Below are 17,720 nucleotides of genomic sequence, written 5' to 3'. Positions count from 1 at the left end.
GCATGCTGACTTTCGAAAACGTCTCGACCTTCTACGGCAAGATCCAGGCCCTGCACGGCATCAACGTGCAGGTACAACAGGGCGAAATCGTCACCCTGATCGGCGCCAACGGTGCCGGCAAATCGACCCTGCTGATGACCCTCTGCGGCACGCCGCAGGCGGCCAGCGGCAGCATTCGCTTCCAGGGTGAGGAGCTGGTCGGCCAGCAGACCTGCGACATCATGCGCAAGGCCATCGCCGTGGTGCCCGAGGGTCGGCGGATCTTCTCGCGCCTGACGGTGGAGGAGAATCTCTCCATGGGGGGCTTCTTCACCGGCAAGGCGGACTTCCAGGAGCAGCTGGACAAGGTGCTCGGCCTGTTCCCGCGGCTGAAGGAGCGCTATCAGCAGCGCGGCGGCACCATGTCCGGTGGTGAACAGCAGATGCTCGCCATCGCCCGCGCACTGATGAGCAAGCCCAAGCTGCTGCTGCTCGACGAGCCGTCGCTGGGCCTGGCGCCGATCATCATCCAGCAGATCTTCGAGATCATCGAGCAGTTGCGCGAAGACGGCGTGACCGTGTTCCTGGTCGAGCAGAACGCCAACCAGGCGCTCAAGCTGGCCGATCGCGGCTATGTGCTGGAGAACGGCCATATCGTCATGCAGGGAAGTGGTGAGGACCTGCTGACCGACCCGAAGGTACGCGACGCCTACCTGGGCGGCTGACCCCAACCATGGTCGACGAAAAGCCCTGCCGCCCTGGCGGGGCTTTTTCGTTTTCCGGTCCGGCATGCCGCCAGACGAACCCTCACGCTGCGCGTGCGGTCGAACAGCCGCTATGCTTGCTCGAATGCCTCTATCCCACTAATGCCCGTCAAGGAGACCTCACGATGCGCCTTTGCCTGCTCGGCCTGCTCATGGCTGCCAGCGTCACCGCCAATGCCGCGGTACAGACGCAGGAAATCCCCTACACCGCTGCCGACGGCACCAAGATGATCGGTTACTACGCCTACGACGATGCCATCGAGGGCAAGCGCCCCGGCATCGTGGTGGTGCATGAATGGTGGGGCCTTAACGACTACGCCAAGCAACGCGCCCGCGACCTCGCCGAGCTGGGCTACAGCGCCCTGGCCATCGACATGTATGGCGAGGGCAGGAACACCGAGCACCCCAAGGACGCCATGAGCTTCATGCAGGCCGCACTGAAGGACGCCGATGCAGCCAAGGGCCGCTTCAACGCCGGCCTGGATCTGCTCAAGGAGCAGACACAGACGGATACCGACAAGCTGGGTGCGGTCGGCTACTGCTTTGGCGGCAAGGTAGTCCTGGACATGGCGCGCCAGGGCGTGCCGCTGGACGGCGTGGTCAGCTTCCACGGCGCATTGGCCACCGAAACCCGCGCCGCGCCGGGTAGCGTCAAGGCGCGAGTGCTGGTCGAGCACGGCGCCGAAGACAGCATGATCAGCGCAGACGATGTCGCGGCCCTGAACGTCGAGATGGTCAAGGCCGGCGCCGATTACCAGTTCGTCAGCCTGCCGGGGGCCAAGCACGGCTTCACCAATCCGGGCGCCGATGCCCATCAGAAGAACGGCCTCGACGTGGCCTATCAGAAAGCCGCCGACGAGCGCTCCTGGCGTGATATGCAGCGGTTCTTCGAGGACACCTTCGGCCCGTCGACGCCTGCCCGGTCGCAGTGACCGTTCGACGCGCCGCGTTCGATTCGCCCCGGCGGCACGCCTGCCGCCGGGGCTCGTGCTAGCATTGCGCGCACAACTCAGCGTCGAACACGAGTCATGGCCGAACACGATTTCCGCTACACCCTGCTCAACCCCGCCCACACCCTCACCGAATGCCGTGCACTGGCGCCGGGCCGCTACCAGGTCACCGGCAATGGCGGCTCGATTCGCAGCGGCGACGTACTGATCGTCACCCTCAAGGGCAGTCGCGATCTTTCGCAGCGCCTCACCGTCGAGAAAGTGCGCCATCTGATCAACCCGCCCGGACAGTGGATGGCCGTGGCCAGCGGGCCGGTGTTTCATGAACTGGAGATCCTCAACTGGCAGGTTGCCTGTGACAGCTGTGGCAAGCGGCTGGACTTCGAGTTCGCCGTCGACGCCAGGCTCGGCGAGGCCGCACGCAAGCCGGCAGCCCAGGCACGCATCGCCGAGCTGGGCTGGTCCGGCCAGGATGGCCAGCACCGTTGCCCCAGTTGCCGGAAGGAGGAACAGCTATGACATTGCGCGTCTTGCCCCTGGTTGCAGCGCTCGGCCTGGTCGGTTGCGCAACAGAACCGCTGGAACTGCAACGCGACGTAACCTATATCGCCGAGTGGATTGGCGACGAACCGGTGATCGGCCGCACACCGGTCTCGCTGACCTTGAGCGAAAGGCGTGCCTACGGCAATGCCGGCTGCAACCACTGGTTCGGCAGCTACGAGCTCGATGGCCAGCGGCTGCGCTTCAGCAATCTGGGTAGCACACGAAAGATGTGCGCCGAGGAGATCATGGAACAGGAGCACCAGTTCCTCGACCTGCTCAACCGAGTCGAACGCTGGGACGTCTCCAACATCGACCAGCTACGCCTCTGGCCAGGCGAAGGTGCCGCGCTGCGCCTCTGGCCGGAACTCGAATAAGCCGCGCCAAATGTGCGCAGACGAAGGCGTCTGCGCACCGCTTTCAGGCACCGAAAGCCACTCCGCGACGCCAAGCGCCGGCGCTTTTCCCCGCTGAATCCCGGAAAAAGCCTCCCATACGACCGTCAGCTGGCCTCTGACGCCTCTTCTGCACAATGGCGCCCTCCGGTCTGCGAAACTGGCACAGCCCATGCAATTACCCAGGTATCCAGTTTCGGGGACCTTGGTACAGGCAGGCCGAGAATCCCCTCTTTTATGCCTGCGAGGCCGCTCTAAAGAGCGGCCTCGTGCTTTTCGCCCAAGCGGCGCACGAACGAGGCGCTGTCTCAGAACAGGCGCAGCTGTTCGAAACCGCCACGCAGGTCGATCAACCGCACGCCGACGCCAATCAGGCGCACGGGCCGGGCGCGGCGTGAGAAGGCGGTCGCCAGCAGGTCGGCATAGTCGTCCAGCTCCAGGCCGGCGCCAGCCTGTTCCAGGGTGGTCTGGGTGAAGTCATGAAACTTGAGTTTGACGAATGGCTTGCCCGGGCGATAACCGCTGTCCAACCGGGCCATGCGGGTCGACAGCTGCTGCAGCAGTTCCGGAAGCCGCTCGAGGCAGGCCGCCAGATCAGGCAGATCGCGATCGTAGGTCTGTTCGACGCTCACCGACTGGCGCCGGCTTTCCACCTGCACAGGACGTTCGTCGATTCCCCAGGCCAGCCCCCAGAGCCGCTCGCCAAAAGCTCCGAACTCCCGAACGAGAGACAACCTCCCCCAATCGCGCAGATCGCTGCAGGTGCGAATGCCCAGGCGGCCCAGTTTTTCCGCGGTGACCCGGCCAACCCCGTGCAAGCGCTTGACCTCGAGCGCTTTCACGAACTCCTCGACTTGCGCGGGCGTGACGACGAACAGGCCGTCCGGCTTGTTCCACTCGCTGGCGATCTTGGCGAGAAACTTGTTTGGCGCGACGCCGGCCGACACCGTGATACGCAGCTGCTGCCAGACCCGTCGGCGGATGTCCTCGGCGATACGCGTCGCACTGCCGGCGAAGTGCTCACAGGCGGAGACATCCAGATAGGCCTCGTCGAGCGAGAGCGGCTCTATCTGCTCGGTGTAAGTACGGAAAATTTCATGGATTTCCCGCGACGCTTCGCGGTAGGCCTCCATCCGCGGGCGCAGGATCAGCAGGTCGGGGCACAGCTTCAGGGCATGCCCGGATGCCATGGCCGAGCGCACCCCGTAGGCGCGCGCCTCGTAGTTGCAGGTGGCGATGACACCGCGCCGATCCGCCGCGCCGCCGACGGCAATCGGGCGGCGCGCCAGGCTGGGATCGTCGCGCATCTCGATCGCGGCATAGAAGCAGTCGCAATCGATATGGATGATCTTGCGAAGGGCGGTCTGGCTCACGAAACGGGGCACCGGCAAGGAGTGAACGAATCTTCAGCGCAACGGGTCGGTTATTGAGATGGTAAGTCCTTTACCGCCCCGATAGCCGGAGGTTCAGATGAAAATCTTGTACGCGAGCGTGATCGTCCTTGGCGGCCTGTTTTCGGCAGCCGCAATGGCCGATCAGGATCAGATGAATACCCAACCGCAAGGCACCAATGTTCAGCAGGAAAAGCACGGCGACAGCCATGTGCGCGACAACGAGGACGGCGCCAAGCAGCGAATGAAGGAAGAAGTGCAGGACGACTGGCGCGAGGATGCGGAAAAGCGCCGCGAGAGCGACGCGATGAAGCCCGAGCAGCGCGGCTAAGCGTCAGGCTTCACAGCTCCAGCGGGTACGGCTGTACGAGCGCCTTGCCATAGCCGTCGACGAATTCCACAGGCATGCGCTTGGGTTTCCCGCTGGAGAGTTCGATGCAGACAAAAGTGGTCTGCGCGCGCAGCAGCGTCGCACCATCTGCAGGCCTGATCAGCTGGAAGTTTCGCTTCATCTTCAGACGCTGATCGGACTCCGAGATCCAGGTGCCGAGCTGCAGTGCATCACCCTCGTAGGCCGCTGCCAGGTAGTCGATCTCGTGCCGCAGAACGGCCATGGCGCGGTCCAGGCGGTGATAGTCATCGATACCCAGGCCGAGGCTCTGGGAGTGCTGCCAGGCACAGCGTTCGAGCCACGTCACATAGACCGCATTGTTGGCGTGTCCCAGTTCGTCGATATGTTCCGATGCCACGAGCAGGTCGATGATGAACGCCTGCGGCTGATCCCAGCTCATTCGTCAGATGCCTCGATGGCCGATTGCGATGGCCTATGAAAGCGCAGCGTGGCCGGCGAGTCACGCGCCTTGCGGCTCGCTATGACGGAGCATTCAGCAACCCATCATTGACCCGGCACTTTCCAGCGCACAAAACAAAAAGGGCCATCTCATGAAAGATGACCCCTTGATGCCCAAAACGGGCAATAAAAATGGCGTCCCCTAGGGGACTCGAACCCCTGTTACCGCCGTGAAAGGGCGGTGTCCTAGGCCACTAGACGAAGGGGACGAAACCTTCGACGATCCCGAAATTTTGGAATCGCTGGCAATTTGGTGGAGCTAGACGGGATCGAACCGTCGACCTCTTGCATGCCATGCAAGCGCTCTCCCAGCTGAGCTATAGCCCCGGATTTAGCGTCTCTCGACGTGCGATGCGAACATCGCGAATAGTGGCGTCCCCTAGGGGACTCGAACCCCTGTTACCGCCGTGAAAGGGCGGTGTCCTAGGCCACTAGACGAAGGGGACGCAAACCCTTCAAGCGCAACCTGTATCTACAACTACAGGCTGGTGGCAATTCTGCTCTTCGAGATTGGTGGAGCTAGACGGGATCGAACCGTCGACCTCTTGCATGCCATGCAAGCGCTCTCCCAGCTGAGCTATAGCCCCATCTCGAGGACGGGGCGCATATTAGGGGCGCCCCTGGGCAGTGTCAACAACAAATTTCCGCGCGACTAAAGTTTTTTGGCAGCAGGAACAATTACTTACCGCCGACCAACGGTCCTGCCCCGCAACGCGGCGGCGCCGAACGTCGGCACCGCCTTGGCTGCGTTGGCTCAGCCGAGGCTGGCCAGCAACTTCTCCCACTCCTTGGCTTCCTTCTTCGAAGCGCCGCCAAGCAGTTCCAGCGCGTTGCGCAGACGGAAGCGCGTCAGGTCGGGACCGAGGATTTCCATCGCATCGAGCACCGAGACGGAACTGGCCTGTCCGGTGATCGCGGCGAACATCAGCGGCATCACATCCCGCAGCTTGAAGCCGAGGTGTTCGGCCACCTGCGTGATGCAGGCGGTGATGCGCTCCTTCTCCCACTGGCGCAGTGCCTCGAGCTTCCACAGGATCAGTTGCATGACCTGACGGACCTGCGTGGCATCGAGCTTCTTGTGGGCGAACAACGCCTGATCGAGTTGCAACGGCCCGGAGAAGAAGAAACCGGCCAGCGGCGCGATCTGACTGAAGGTCTCCACTCGCTGCTGCACATGCGGAGCGATCTTCATCATGTACTCGGGATTGAACGCCCACTTCCGTACCTCGGCAGCGAACTGCTCGACCGGCAACTCGCGCAGCCACTGGCCATTGAGCCAGGACAGCTTCTCCAGATCGAAGATCGGCCCACCGAGCGACACGCGCCGGATGTCGAAATGCTCGATCATTTCCTCGAGGGTGAACTTCTCGCGCTCATCCGGCATCGACCAGCCCATGCGGCCGAGATAGTTGAGCATCGCCTGCGGCAGGAAGCCCATGCGCTCGTAGAAGGTCACCGAGGTCGGGTTCTTGCGCTTGGACAGCTTGCTCTTGTCCGGATTGCGCAGCAGCGGCATGTAGCACAGCTGCGGCTGCTCCCAGCCGAAGTATTCGTAGAGCTTGATCAGCTTGGGTGCCGACGGCAGCCACTCCTCGCCACGCAGCACATGGGTGATGCCCATCAGGTGGTCGTCGACCACGTTGGCGAGGAAGTAGGTCGGCAGGCCGTCGGCCTTCATCAGCACCTGCATGTCCATGCGATCCCAGCCGATCTCGACGGTGCCGCGCAGCATGTCCTGCACCTGGCACACGCCTTCGCTCGGTACCTTCATACGGATCACGTGGGACTCACCGGCGGCGATGCGGCGCTCGGCCTCGGCTGGGTCGAGGTGCATGCAATGGCCGTCGTAGCGCGGTGTCTCCTTGTTGGCCATCTGCTCGGCGCGGACCTGGTCCAGGCGCTCGGCGCTACAGAAGCAGGGAAAGGCGTGCCCCTTGGCGACCAGCTCGTCCGAATACTTCTTGTAGATCTCGCCGCGCTCGCTCTGCCGGTATGGGCCATGCGGGCCACCGACGTCCGGACCCTCGTCCCACTCGATACCCAGCCAGCGCAACGCATCGTAGATCTGCCGTTCGGACTCACGGGTCGAGCGCAGCTGATCGGTATCCTCGATGCGCAGGATGAACTGGCCGCCGTGCTGACGGGCGAAGCACAGGTTGAACAGCGCGATATAGGCGGTGCCGACGTGAGGATCACCGGTCGGGGAAGGCGCGATGCGGGTGCGAACCGTGGTCATGGAAGCTCTCGGACGAAAATGGAGAAACGAAAATCGAAGGGGCGAATGTTAGCAGGCACGCCGCGTCAGGCTCCAGCCGAACGCCTGCGCAGCGCTCGCCATGGCACGCCTCATACAGGCCGCTCGCAGGAGCGGGCCTGGGGACTCTCGGGAGGAAGCCTCACACCTGCAGCAACAGTTCGCGCAGCTTGTGAATCTCGTCGCGCGCCTCGGCCGCCGCCTCGAACTCCAGGTCGCGCGCCAGCAGCAACATCTTTTCCTCCAGCTGGCGGATGCGCTTGGTGATCTCGCTCGGCGAGCGCAGCTCGCTCTCGTAGCGCGCGCTCTCCTCTGCCGCCTTCGCCTCGCCTCGACGCTTCTTGCTGCGTGAGCCGGGCACCGTGGCACCCTCGAGGATGTCCTGCACATCCTTCTTGACGCCTTTGGGCACGATGCCGTGAGCTTCGTTGAAGGCGATCTGCTTGGCTCGACGACGCTCGGTCTCGTCGATGGCCCGCTGCATAGAGCCGGTGATGTTGTCCGCGTAGAGAATCGCCCGTCCGTTGAGGTTGCGCGCAGCGCGGCCGATGGTCTGGATCAGCGAGCGCTCGGAGCGCAGGAAGCCCTCCTTGTCCGCATCGAGAATTGCCACCAGCGAGACCTCGGGCATGTCCAGCCCCTCGCGCAGCAGGTTGATGCCCACCAGCACGTCGAAGGTGCCCAGGCGCAGATCGCGAATGATTTCCACCCGTTCCACGGTGTCGATGTCCGAGTGCAGGTAGCGCACCTTCACATCGTGATCGCCAAGGTAGTCGGTGAGGTCTTCAGACATGCGCTTGGTCAGCGTGGTGACCAGTACCCGCTCCTCCTTGGCCACGCACTTGCGGATCTCCGACAGCAGGTCGTCCACCTGGGTGAGCGCAGGGCGCACCTCGATCTGCGGATCGACCAGGCCGGTCGGGCGCACGACCTGCTCCACCACGCGGCCAGCATGTTCGGCCTCGTATGGCCCGGGCGTCGCGGAGACGAAGATGGTCTGCGGGCAGATCGCCTCCCATTCGTCGAAGCGCATCGGCCGGTTGTCCAGCGCCGACGGCAGACGGAAGCCGTACTCCACCAGGGTTTCCTTGCGCGAGCGGTCGCCCTTGTACATCGCGCCGACCTGCGGCACCGAAACGTGAGACTCGTCGATCACCAGCAGCGCATCGGCCGGCAGGTAGTCGAACAGCGTCGGTGGCGGCTCGCCGGCATCGCGCCCGGAAAGGTAGCGCGAGTAGTTCTCGATGCCATTGCAGTAGCCCAGCTCCATGATCATTTCCAGATCGAAACGCGTGCGCTGCTCGAGCCGCTGCGCCTCCACCAGCTTGTTCTGACTGCGCAGGTAATCGAGCCGCTCGCGCAGCTCGTCCTTGATCTTCTCGATGGCGTCGAGCAGCGTCTCCCGAGGGGTCACGTAGTGACTCTTGGGGTAGAAGGTGAAGCGCGGGAGCTTGCGGATCACCTCGCCGGTCAGCGGATCGAAGGCTGACAGGCTTTCCACCTCGTCGTCGAACAGTTCGATGCGTACCGCCTCGAGGTCCGATTCCGCGGGGAAGATGTCGATCACGTCGCCGCGCACACGAAAGGTGGCGCGGGCGAAATCCATGTCGTTGCGGGTGTATTGCAGGCCGGTCAGCCGCCGCAGCAGCTCGCGCTGATCGAGACGGTCACCCCGATCGACGTGCAGCACCATCTTCAGGTACGACTGTGGATCGCCCAGGCCGTAGATGCACGAGACCGTGGTGACGATGATCGCATCCGGCCGCTCCAGCAGCGCCTTGGTCGCCGACAGGCGCATCTGCTCGATGTGGTCGTTGATCGAGGCATCCTTCTCGATGAAGGTGTCCGACGACGGTACGTAGGCCTCCGGCTGGTAGTAGTCGTAATAGGAAACGAAGTACTCCACCGCATTGTTCGGGAAGAATGCCTTGAACTCACCGTACAGCTGCGCGGCGAGCGTCTTGTTCGGCGCCAGCACCAGCGTCGGTCGCTGCACGTGAGCGATCACATTGGCGATGCTGAAGGTCTTGCCCGAGCCGGTCACACCAAGCAGCGTCTGGTGCGACAACCCCGCCTCGATTCCCTCGATCATCTGCCGGATGGCCTCCGGCTGGTCGCCGGCCGGTTTGAAACGCGTGACCAGTTCGAACTTGGACATTTCGCCTCTCTAGTAAACGTGCATGGCCTTGATGTCGGAGCTGTGAAAGGTCAGTTCAGCACCTTTGTCTGCCCCATCGGCCTTTGCCAAAACTGGGTTGCCAGTCGATGCCGCCGGAGCAATCAAACCGCCCATCCGCCGGCGGGCAAAACGCACCAAAAGGCCGCAGAAAACCTCGGTAGCATATCGCAGGCGCCAGGCATGACCGCTATACTACCGCCCCGTTTGCGCATCACCCTGCGCGCCGACGCGAGGGTGGTGAAATCTGTCACTCCTTCTCTTTCGAGCCCCCTCACCATGAGTTTGTTCTCTGCTGTCGAAATGGCGCCGCGCGATCCTATCCTCGGCCTCAATGAAGCCTTCAACGCCGACACGCGGCCGAACAAGGTCAACCTCGGTGTCGGTGTCTACTACAACGAAGAAGGTCGCATTCCGCTGCTGCGCGCCGTGGCCGAGGCCGAGCAGGCACGCATCGCTGCCCATGCGCCGCGCGGCTACCTGCCGATCGAAGGGATCGCCGCCTACGACAACGCGGTGCAGAAGCTGCTGTTCGGCAATGACGCGGCCCTGATCGCCGAAGGTCGCGTGGTCACGACCCAGGCACTGGGTGGCACCGGAGCTCTAAAGGTCGGCGCCGACTTCCTCAAGCGTCTGCTGCCCGATGCCATTGTAGCGATCAGCAACCCGAGCTGGGAAAACCACCGCGCGCTGTTCGAATCGGCCGGCTTCCCGGTACAGAACTACCGCTACTACGATGCCACCAGCCACGGCATCGACCGCGCCGGCCTGCTGCAGGACCTCAATGAGCTGCCAGCGCGCTCCATCGTCGTGCTGCATGCCTGCTGCCATAACCCGACCGGCGTCGACCTGAACCTGAACGACTGGAAGCAGATCCTCGAGGTGCTGCGCGCCCGGGATCACGTGCCGTTCATCGACATCGCCTACCAGGGCTTCGGGGACAGCATCGAGGAAGATGCCGCCGCCGTGCGCCTGTTCGCCGAGTCGGGCATGACCTTCTTCGTATCCAGCTCGTTCTCAAAATCCTTCTCTCTGTACGGCGAGCGGGTCGGCGCCCTGTCGATGGTCACCCAGAGCCGCGACGAGTCGGCGCGCGTGCTGTCGCAGGTCAAGCGGGTGATCCGCACCAACTACTCCAACCCGCCGACCCACGGTGCCACCGTGGTCGCCTCCGTGCTCAACAGCCCGGAACTGCGCGCCATGTGGGAAGCCGAGCTGGGCGAGATGCGCAGCCGAATCCGCGAGATGCGCCTGGGTATGGTCGAGCAACTGGCAGCCAAGGGCGCGAAAGTCGACTTCAGCTTCGTCGCGGCGCAACGCGGCATGTTCTCCTATTCGGGCCTCACTGCCGAACAGGTCGAGCGCCTGCGGGTCGAGTTCGGTGTCTATGCCATCAGCACCGGCCGCATCTGCGCCGCAGCGCTGAACCGCAACAACCTGGGCACCGTCACCGACGCCATCGTCCAGGTGCTCTGAGCCGACGCACCGGGGCCACGGCGCACCTCGCGTCCGGCCCCGGCGCACTGCTGGAGGGGTTGACTTCTCCTTTCCAAACAGTAGGATACGCACCGTTGTTCCGCGATAGCTCAGTCGGTAGAGCAAATGACTGTTAATCATTGGGTCCCTGGTTCGAGTCCAGGTCGCGGAGCCAAATTCAAGAACCCAGCCAGCGCGCTGGGTTTTTTATTGCCTGCTGGACTCTCACCAGGGACTGCGTCCCAGGTTATTCGCTTCGCTCACCCCTGCGGGGCCGCGCTGAAGCGCGTTCTGCTGACGCAGTCGAGTCCAGGTCGCGGAGCCAAATTCAAGAACCCAGCCAGCGCGCTGGGTTTTTTATTGCCTGCCGGACTCTCACCAGGGACTACGTCCCAGGTTATTCGCTTCGCTCACCCCTGCGGGGCCGCGCTGAAGCGCGTTCTGCTGACGCAGTCGAGTCCAGGTCGCGGAGCCAAATTCAAGAACCCAGCCAGCGCGCTGGGTTTTTTTATTGCCTGCTGGACTCTCACCAGGGACTACGGCTCCTCTCATACAGACGTGGAGGGCAGCGCTTGCAGCCGACTCACTCGGGCACCGGAGTACCCATCCGCTGGCGCCACCAGCCTTGCGCGAGCATCCAACAGCACCAGCCGGAAATCACGCCAAGCACGTTCGCGACCATATCCCAGCGCGAGGCGGTGCGATGCGGCAGCATGCCCTGTGCCATCTCGATGCCCAAGGCCGCCACGAGCGTGAGGCCGACACCCCAGAAGATCGGCAGCCGAGGAAACGCCAGCCGCAGGGTGAAGACCAGTGCTGCGAACCCCATCATGTGATGCAGCTTGTCCTGCTGGCTGAACAGTTGGGGCACGGGCTCGGGTTTGAGACCTGCAAACAGAACGACCGCCAACACGATCAGAAAAGGCAACACTCGCAAATAGGGCATACGGCGGAATTTCTCACTCGGAAGACTGATTGATGGTGGGCGAGGCCCTTGCCGCGATCTCTGACCGGCAAATGGCAACAAAGGTCAGTGGAGCGGCTCGCTGTCCTTTTACCGGATATCTCTGCCTCCCAAAAAAAAGGTTCATCGCGCTTTCCCGGGGAAGGCGGCCTTGATTTTCAGAAAGAAGTATTCCGAGTCCCGAAATCCATAGGCCATGCGCTTGATCACCTTGATGCGGTTGTTAACACCCTCAAGGACGCTGGTATGCATGTGGAAGTGAGCACTGGCAAGGATGCCTCGGGCGTATTTGCGCAGGTTGCGAGCGAAGCGTTGCAGCGGCGCGAGGCCGCTCTCGCGAGCATGTCGCAGCCAGGTTCGCCAGCGTCGCCAACCCTCTCGTACGCTGGGGGCGTACCAGACATCCTTCAAGGCATCCTTGAGTACATAGACCGTAGCCAGCGGCTGGTTCGCTGCGAGCAGTTCCTGTAGCTGCACGGCCTGTCCGTCCTTCAGGTTGTCGCGATTTCGCAGCAGCAGCCAACGACTCTGCTTGACCGCCTTTCGTGCCGGCTTGTCTTCGCGCAGGAGGTTGGCCTGGTCGACCCGGATACGGTCGATCACATCCCGGCCGTAGCGCGCGACGACGTGAAACAGGTCGTACACCACTTCGGCCTGCGGGCAATGTTGCTTTACCTCCAGGTCGAAAGCCGTGTTCATGTCCATGGCCACCGCCTCAATCTGCTGGCAGTGCTCGCCGAGCAATTCAAAGAACGGGCGGATCGCCTCACGGCTGTTGCCGTGGCCGACCCACAGCACCCGTGTTCGCTCGGCATCCATGATGACCGTGGCATAGCGATGCCCCTTGTGCAGGGCGAACTCGTCCATCACCAACCGGCGGACACCGCTTGAATCGAAGGTGCCTACCTCGGCTTCCAGGCGTCGTTTATCGAGCGTCTTGAGGGTGTGCCAGTGCAGGCCGGTGAGCCGGCTGACGTGGCTGATCGGCAGCAGCCGCAGCAGGCTTTCGAGCCAGACCCGTAACCGCCGGGTCAGGCGAGATGCAGGCTCCAGCCAGTCGATCCGCTCGGTCACCCGACCACAGTTCAGGCAATCGACTCGGCGCACGGGTAGTTGAAGCAGGACGCGCTGATCGAACAGATCGCGATCACGCACCAGACGAATCCGGCGCTCGTGAATCAACGGGCTGAGCTGACCACAACGCCCGCACCTGGGCACTGAACCGGCTTGAGGCTCAAGCTCAATCAGAAGGGAGTTGTTGGCAGATGAACGGCAGGCAACGACGTCATAGCCTGGCCAGAACGAGGCAAGATCAATAGGATGCACGGCGACAGCAGGGACAGGTGAAGGGTGTGTTTGGCGACTGCCAATTTACCTGCTTCCCTGACTGTCAACTCGCTCTTCCCCCAGAGTCCGCGAAGAACCAAAAAAAAGCCCGCATCCATGGATGCGGGCATTCACTGGCGCGCTGTTGCGGCGCCTGAAACTCAAGCCTCGGTCTTGCCTACCGCGGACTTGATCAGGGTCTGCAATTCGCCCTTCTCGAACATCTCGAGGATGATGTCGCTGCCGCCGACCAGCTCACCGTTGACCCACAGCTGGGGGAAGGTCGGCCAGTTGGCATAGATGGGCAGGTTGGCGCGAATTTCGGGGTTCTGCAGGATGTCGACGTAAGCGAACTTCTCGCCACAGCCCATTACCGCCTGGGTCGCGCGGGCGGAGAAGCCACACTGCGGCGCATTGGGCGAGCCCTTCATGTACAGCAGCACCGGGTTGTTGGCGATCTGCTCTTTGATGGTTTCGATGATATCCATGGACTACCTCGGCTAGACACGGTTGCCGGGCATTGTACCGGAAAACCTCTCGGAAAGCCGAGTGCGAGACTCGGCTATGTTGCCGCGCAAAGGCCGTCATTACTGAGATTCAGCCCTGCCAGGCCCCCGGACCGAGGATTTGCGCCTGCGCTTGCTTTCTGGATAAGATCGCGCCTTTCCCGTTTCGTCGCTCCCCGTGCGACTCCCCAGTCGTCGGTCCCCTTTTCTGTCGAAAATCCTCGGATCGCGCGCTGCGGCAATAAAGGTAGTTGATATGAGCGCAAGGCATTTTCTCTCACTGATGGACTGCACGCCCCAGGAGCTGAACAGCCTGGTCCGCCGCGGCATCGAGTTGAAGGATCTGCGCAAGCGCGGCGTCCTGTTCGAGCCCTTGAAGAATCGCGTGCTGGGCATGATCTTCGAGAAGGCCTCGACCCGCACCCGACTGTCCTTCGAAGCCGGCATGATCCAGCTCGGCGGCCAGGCGATCTTCCTCTCCCCGCGCGACACCCAGCTTGGCCGCGGCGAGCCGATCAGCGACTCGGCCATCGTCATGTCGCGCATGCTCGACGCGGTGATGATCCGTACTTTCGCCCATTCGACCCTGACCGACTTCGCCGCCAACTCCAGCGTACCGGTGATCAACGGTCTGTCCGATGACCTGCACCCCTGCCAGCTGATGGCCGACATGCAGACCTACCATGAACACCGCGGCAGCATTGCCGGCAAGACGGTGGCCTGGATCGGCGACGGTAACAACATGTGCAACACCTATATAGAAGCGGCCATCCAGTTCGACTTCCGGCTGAAGGTCGCCTGCCCCGAAGGCTACGAACCCGACGCCGAGCTGCTGGCACGCGCCGGCGAGCGTGTGCAGGTGCTGCGCGACCCACGCGAGGCAGCGGCGGGCGTCAACCTGATCAGCACCGACGTCTGGGCATCCATGGGCCAAGAAGATGAAGTGGCCGCGCGCCTGGCCACCTTCCGCCCCTATCAGGTGAACCGCGCGCTGCTCGACTGCGCCGCCGCGGACGTGCTGTTCATGCACTGCCTGCCGGCCCACCGTGGCGAGGAAATCAGTCACGATCTGCTCGATGATCCCCGCTCGGCCGCTTGGGATCAGGCCGAGAACCGCCTGCACGTGCAGAAGGCACTGCTGGAGTTTCTTGTCGAGCCGGCCTATCACCACGCATGAAACCTGAACTGCCGCTGCTACAACTGCGCGACCTGGCCTGCGGCTATGGTGAGCAGAGCATCGTTCAGCACCTCAACCTGCACCTGAATCGCGGCGACATCGGCTGCCTGTTGGGCCCGTCCGGCTGCGGCAAGACCACCACGCTGCGCGCCATCGCCGGCTTCGAGCCCGTGCACCAGGGCGAGATCCAGCTAGCTGACACCGTCATTTCCCGTGCCGGCTTCACCCTGGCGCCGGAGAAGCGCCGCATCGGCATGGTGTTTCAGGATTACGCCCTGTTTCCGCACCTTACCGTGGGGGAGAACATCGCTTTCGGTATCCGCAAACAGCCCGATTGCGCGCGCATCGTCGACGAAATGCTCGAGCTGGTACACCTGAGCGCGCTCGGCAAGCGCTATCCCCACGAGCTCTCCGGCGGTCAGCAGCAGCGTGTGGCGCTGGCCCGGGCACTGGCGCCGGAACCGGCCTTGCTGCTGCTCGACGAGCCCTTCTCCAACCTTGATGTAGAGCTTCGCCGGCGCCTCAGCCACGAGGTGCGCGAGATCCTCAAGGCGCGCAAGACCAGCGCCATTCTGGTCACCCATGACCAGGAAGAAGCGTTCGCCGTCAGTGATCAGGTCGGCGTGTTCAAGGATGGTCGACTGGAACAGTGGGACACGCCGTTCAACCTCTACCACGAACCGCTGACGCCCTTCGTCGCCAGCTTCATCGGCCAGGGTTATTTCATTCGCGGGCAACTGCTCGACCCGGAAACCGTGCAGACCGAGCTCGGTCCTATTCGCGGCAACCGTGCCTACAACTGGCCAAGCGGAAGCTCGGTGGACGTACTGCTGCGCCCGGATGACATCGTCTACCGCCCGGACAGCCCGTTGCGTGCACTGATCGTCGGCAAGACCTTTCTCGGCGCGTCCACGCTGTACCGACTGCAACTGCCCACCGGCAACCAGCTGGTGGCGATCTTCACCAGCCATGCCGACTACCCCACCGGACAGGAAGTCGGCATCGCCATCGCCGCCGACCATCTCGTCATCTTTCCGGCACAAGGCAGCGTTGCCGCCCACGAAACGCTCCAGCCGGCAACGGCGGCGCGCTAGCCCTTCTGCCGGCGCTGGCGAAAGAACTCGCTGAGCACCGCCCCGCACTCCTCGGCCAGCACGCCACCTTCGACCAGTACCCGGTGGTTGAGAAAGCCCTGATCGAAGAACTGACCACGACTGACAACCACGCCGGCCTTCGGCTCGGTGGCACCATAGACGACTCGCTGAACGCGCGAATGCACGATCAGCCCGGCGCACATGCTGCACGGCTCGAGCGTCACGTAGAGCGTACTACCGGGTAGCCGATAGTTCTGCAGCGCCTGCGCGGCAGCACGTATGGCGACCATCTCTGCATGAGCACTGGGGTCGTGGCGCGAAATCGGGCAATTGAAGCCGCGCCCGACGATCTGCCCCTCCTGCACCAGCACAGCTCCCACCGGCACTTCGCCCAATGCGGCACCCTGCGCTGCCAGCGCCAGTGCTTCGCGCATGAACCGCTCGTCCTGGCTGCGATCGATGATCAGCGGTTTCCTCACGACTGCGCCCTACCCTGTTTCATACCACCTCGATTGCCGCCATCAGTCCGGTTTCCATATGGTCGATGACATGGCAGTGGAACATCCAGGTGCCCGGATTATCGGCGACCAGCGCGATGCGTGCCGTCTCGTTCTTGCCCAGCAGGTAGGTGTCGGTGAACCAGGGGTCGATCTTGCGTCGGTTGGACGAGATCACCTGGAAGGTCATGCCGTGCAGGTGGATCGGATGCTGATACTGACTGAGATTGCGCAGCTCGAAGATGTAATGGCCATTCTTTTTCAGCGTCGCGATCGGCCGTTCGGCGCAGCTCTTGTCGTTGATGTCCCACGCCTGGCCGTTGATCTGCCAGAACGTGTAGGCCGCCCCCTGCTCGACATCTGCCGACAGATGGCCGGCCCACTCGAAATTGAAGCGCAGCGTCTCGGCCCGCTGCAGGTCCGGCACCGCGACCGGGTTGGCCGGCAGCGCCGGCGGCCAGTCGCCAGCGGTTTCGTCATGGGCTACCGCGCGCAGCGTCGCCAGCCGCAACGGGCCGTTGCGCAAGGACAGCTCGGTGCCCGCCTGTGGCACCTTGAGCGCGAGGTCGATGCGCATGCCTGGGCCAAGCCAGTATTCCTTGCCCAGCGGACGCGGCGCGACCGGATGGCCGTCGAGGGCATAGACGCGCGCGTCGCCGTCCGGCAGGTTCAGTCGATAGGTCAGCGTATTGTCGAGATTGAGCACGCGCAGCCGTACGACCTGCCCGGCCGGCAGATCCAGCAACGGGGCATGTCTGCCATTGACCGTCGACAGCACCCCGGGTGTGCCTCCGCGGGCCGCCTCGCGGGGCACGCTGAACTCGGTGAAGGCGCCCTGCTTGTCGATGTGCCAGCTCTTCAGATTGAGCGTGCGCTCGTGACGGAAGCCGCTCGGCTCACGCTCCTCGACGATCAGCGGGCCGACCAGCCCGCGTCCCAACTGCGCGGCGCTGGTGGTGTGCGGGTGATACCAGAAGCTGCCGGCGTCGTGCAGCTGGAAGCGATAATCGAAGAATTCGCCGGGCAGCACCGGCAGCTGCGACACATAGGGCACGCCGTCCATTTCCAGTGGCAGACGGATGCCGTGCCAGTGAATGGTGGTGGGCTCCGGCAGCTGATTGATGAAGCGCACGCGCAACCAGTCGCCCTGGCGGCCGCGCAGCTCCAGGCCGGGCGCCTGCCCGCCATAGGCCCACGCCGGCGTAACGTGACCGGGCACCAGCTCGACATCCAGCGGCGCGGCGATCAGTTCATAGTCGTGGGTGGTGATATCGGCCGGGCGACCGAGCCAGTAGCGCGCACCGCTACCGGCCAGGCCGACCACACCGAGGCCGGCCAGGCCGGCGAGAATCTGTCTACGGGTAAAGGACATGCATGGGCT

17 protein-coding genes and 5 tRNA genes are annotated in these 17,720 nt (G+C 63.3%); 9 read left to right on the top strand and 13 right to left on the bottom strand.

Going from position 1 to position 17,720, the window contains the following annotated elements:
* The first annotated feature begins 2 nt into the window (after nucleotides 1-2).
* From P5703_RS04980 to P5703_RS04965, 4 genes are all read left to right on the top strand, one after another.
* Entirely contained in the window at nucleotides 3-704 is a 702-nt protein-coding gene (locus P5703_RS04980; protein ID WP_013983598.1) for an ABC transporter ATP-binding protein, read from the top strand.
* Nucleotides 705-868: 164 nt separating this feature from the next.
* Nucleotides 869-1,675: a dienelactone hydrolase family protein gene (locus tag P5703_RS04975; RefSeq protein WP_013983599.1), complete on the top strand. Its 807-nt coding sequence runs from the start codon at nucleotides 869-871 to the stop codon at nucleotides 1,673-1,675.
* Nucleotides 1,676-1,771: 96 nt separating this feature from the next.
* On the top strand, nucleotides 1,772-2,212 hold the full coding sequence (locus P5703_RS04970) for a hypothetical protein (protein ID WP_017246314.1): 441 nt from the start codon (nucleotides 1,772-1,774) through the stop codon (nucleotides 2,210-2,212).
* Nucleotides 2,209-2,610: an META domain-containing protein gene (locus P5703_RS04965; protein WP_020306986.1), complete on the top strand. Its 402-nt coding sequence runs from the start codon at nucleotides 2,209-2,211 to the stop codon at nucleotides 2,608-2,610. Before P5703_RS04970 ends, P5703_RS04965 begins: the two co-directional genes overlap by 4 nt.
* Nucleotides 2,611-2,936: 326 nt before the next feature.
* On the opposite strand, the gene dinB is transcribed toward P5703_RS04965, so the two are convergent.
* Nucleotides 2,937-4,001: a DNA polymerase IV gene (gene dinB, locus P5703_RS04960; RefSeq protein WP_256043816.1), complete on the bottom strand. Its 1,065-nt coding sequence runs from the start codon at nucleotides 3,999-4,001 to the stop codon at nucleotides 2,937-2,939.
* A 97-nt stretch (nucleotides 4,002-4,098) separates the two neighbouring features.
* Between dinB and P5703_RS04955 the strand changes: the two genes are divergently transcribed.
* Nucleotides 4,099-4,350, top strand: coding sequence for a hypothetical protein (locus P5703_RS04955; protein WP_013983603.1), 252 nt, complete (start codon nucleotides 4,099-4,101; stop codon nucleotides 4,348-4,350).
* A gap of 10 nt (nucleotides 4,351-4,360) precedes the next feature.
* Here the strand turns inward: P5703_RS04955 and P5703_RS04950 are convergent, their stop codons facing one another.
* The 7 genes from P5703_RS04950 to uvrB all read right to left on the bottom strand — a co-directional run bounded on the left by P5703_RS04950 (nucleotide 4,361) and on the right by uvrB (nucleotide 9,281).
* A complete protein-coding gene (locus P5703_RS04950) occupies nucleotides 4,361-4,810 on the bottom strand; it encodes an acyl-CoA thioesterase (protein ID WP_285585711.1) in 450 nt (149 codons plus the stop codon).
* Nucleotides 4,811-5,002: 192 nt separating this feature from the next.
* Nucleotides 5,003-5,078 (bottom strand) — tRNA-Glu (locus P5703_RS04945).
* Nucleotides 5,079-5,120: 42 nt separating this feature from the next.
* A tRNA-Ala gene (locus P5703_RS04940) sits at nucleotides 5,121-5,196 on the bottom strand.
* A gap of 43 nt (nucleotides 5,197-5,239) precedes the next feature.
* Nucleotides 5,240-5,315: transfer RNA gene (locus P5703_RS04935), tRNA-Glu, on the bottom strand.
* Nucleotides 5,316-5,380: 65 nt separating this feature from the next.
* Nucleotides 5,381-5,456, bottom strand: a tRNA-Ala gene (locus P5703_RS04930).
* Nucleotides 5,457-5,623: 167 nt separating this feature from the next.
* Complete coding sequence (gene gltX / locus P5703_RS04925) at nucleotides 5,624-7,105, bottom strand: glutamate--tRNA ligase (protein ID WP_014597371.1); 1,482 nt, start codon at nucleotides 7,103-7,105, stop codon at nucleotides 5,624-5,626.
* Nucleotides 7,106-7,265: 160 nt separating this feature from the next.
* A complete protein-coding gene (uvrB, locus tag P5703_RS04920; protein ID WP_045158941.1) occupies nucleotides 7,266-9,281 on the bottom strand; it encodes an excinuclease ABC subunit UvrB in 2,016 nt (671 codons plus the stop codon).
* Nucleotides 9,282-9,578: 297 nt separating this feature from the next.
* Here uvrB and P5703_RS04915 point away from each other — a divergent pair, with 297 nt between their 5' ends.
* On the top strand, nucleotides 9,579-10,775 hold the full coding sequence (locus P5703_RS04915; RefSeq protein ID WP_285585710.1) for an amino acid aminotransferase: 1,197 nt from the start codon (nucleotides 9,579-9,581) through the stop codon (nucleotides 10,773-10,775).
* A gap of 99 nt (nucleotides 10,776-10,874) precedes the next feature.
* A tRNA-Asn gene (locus P5703_RS04910) sits at nucleotides 10,875-10,950 on the top strand.
* Nucleotides 10,951-11,358: 408 nt separating this feature from the next.
* On the opposite strand, the gene P5703_RS04905 is transcribed toward P5703_RS04910, so the two are convergent.
* The 3 genes from P5703_RS04905 to grxD form a co-directional block, all read right to left on the bottom strand.
* Complete coding sequence (locus P5703_RS04905; RefSeq protein WP_014597374.1) at nucleotides 11,359-11,721, bottom strand: VanZ family protein; 363 nt, start codon at nucleotides 11,719-11,721, stop codon at nucleotides 11,359-11,361.
* A 141-nt stretch (nucleotides 11,722-11,862) separates the two neighbouring features.
* Complete coding sequence (locus P5703_RS04900; RefSeq protein ID WP_014595397.1) at nucleotides 11,863-13,065, bottom strand: ISL3 family transposase; 1,203 nt, start codon at nucleotides 13,063-13,065, stop codon at nucleotides 11,863-11,865.
* 161 nt (nucleotides 13,066-13,226) lie between these two features.
* Nucleotides 13,227-13,553 carry a Grx4 family monothiol glutaredoxin gene (gene grxD, locus P5703_RS04895; protein WP_011914097.1) on the bottom strand — a complete coding sequence of 109 codons (327 nt, stop codon included), beginning with the start codon at nucleotides 13,551-13,553 and terminating at the stop codon, nucleotides 13,227-13,229.
* 274 nt (nucleotides 13,554-13,827) lie between these two features.
* On the opposite strand from grxD, the gene argF reads away from it, so the two are divergent.
* Both argF and P5703_RS04885 read left to right on the top strand, forming a co-directional pair.
* Entirely contained in the window at nucleotides 13,828-14,748 is a 921-nt protein-coding gene (gene argF, locus P5703_RS04890; protein ID WP_049339507.1) for an ornithine carbamoyltransferase, read from the top strand.
* Complete coding sequence (locus P5703_RS04885; protein WP_017246430.1) at nucleotides 14,745-15,842, top strand: ABC transporter ATP-binding protein; 1,098 nt, start codon at nucleotides 14,745-14,747, stop codon at nucleotides 15,840-15,842. Before argF ends, P5703_RS04885 begins: the two co-directional genes overlap by 4 nt.
* Here P5703_RS04885 and tadA read toward each other — a convergent pair.
* Both tadA and P5703_RS04875 read right to left on the bottom strand, forming a co-directional pair.
* The gene (gene tadA, locus P5703_RS04880) at nucleotides 15,839-16,321 is read right to left on the bottom strand and encodes a tRNA adenosine(34) deaminase TadA (RefSeq protein ID WP_017246431.1); all 483 of its coding nucleotides are present in this window, start codon (nucleotides 16,319-16,321) and stop codon (nucleotides 15,839-15,841) included. The genes P5703_RS04885 and tadA overlap by 4 nt on opposite strands.
* 19 nt (nucleotides 16,322-16,340) lie before the next feature.
* On the bottom strand, nucleotides 16,341-17,711 hold the full coding sequence (locus tag P5703_RS04875) for a multicopper oxidase family protein (protein ID WP_285585703.1): 1,371 nt from the start codon (nucleotides 17,709-17,711) through the stop codon (nucleotides 16,341-16,343).
* Between the last annotated feature and the right edge of the window lie 9 nt (nucleotides 17,712-17,720).

The organism is Stutzerimonas sp. FeSN7, from assembly GCF_030263795.1.
Classification (GTDB): Bacteria; Pseudomonadota; Gammaproteobacteria; order Pseudomonadales; family Pseudomonadaceae; genus Stutzerimonas; species Stutzerimonas stutzeri.
This window is presented reverse-complemented; position numbering and strand designations above follow the sequence as displayed.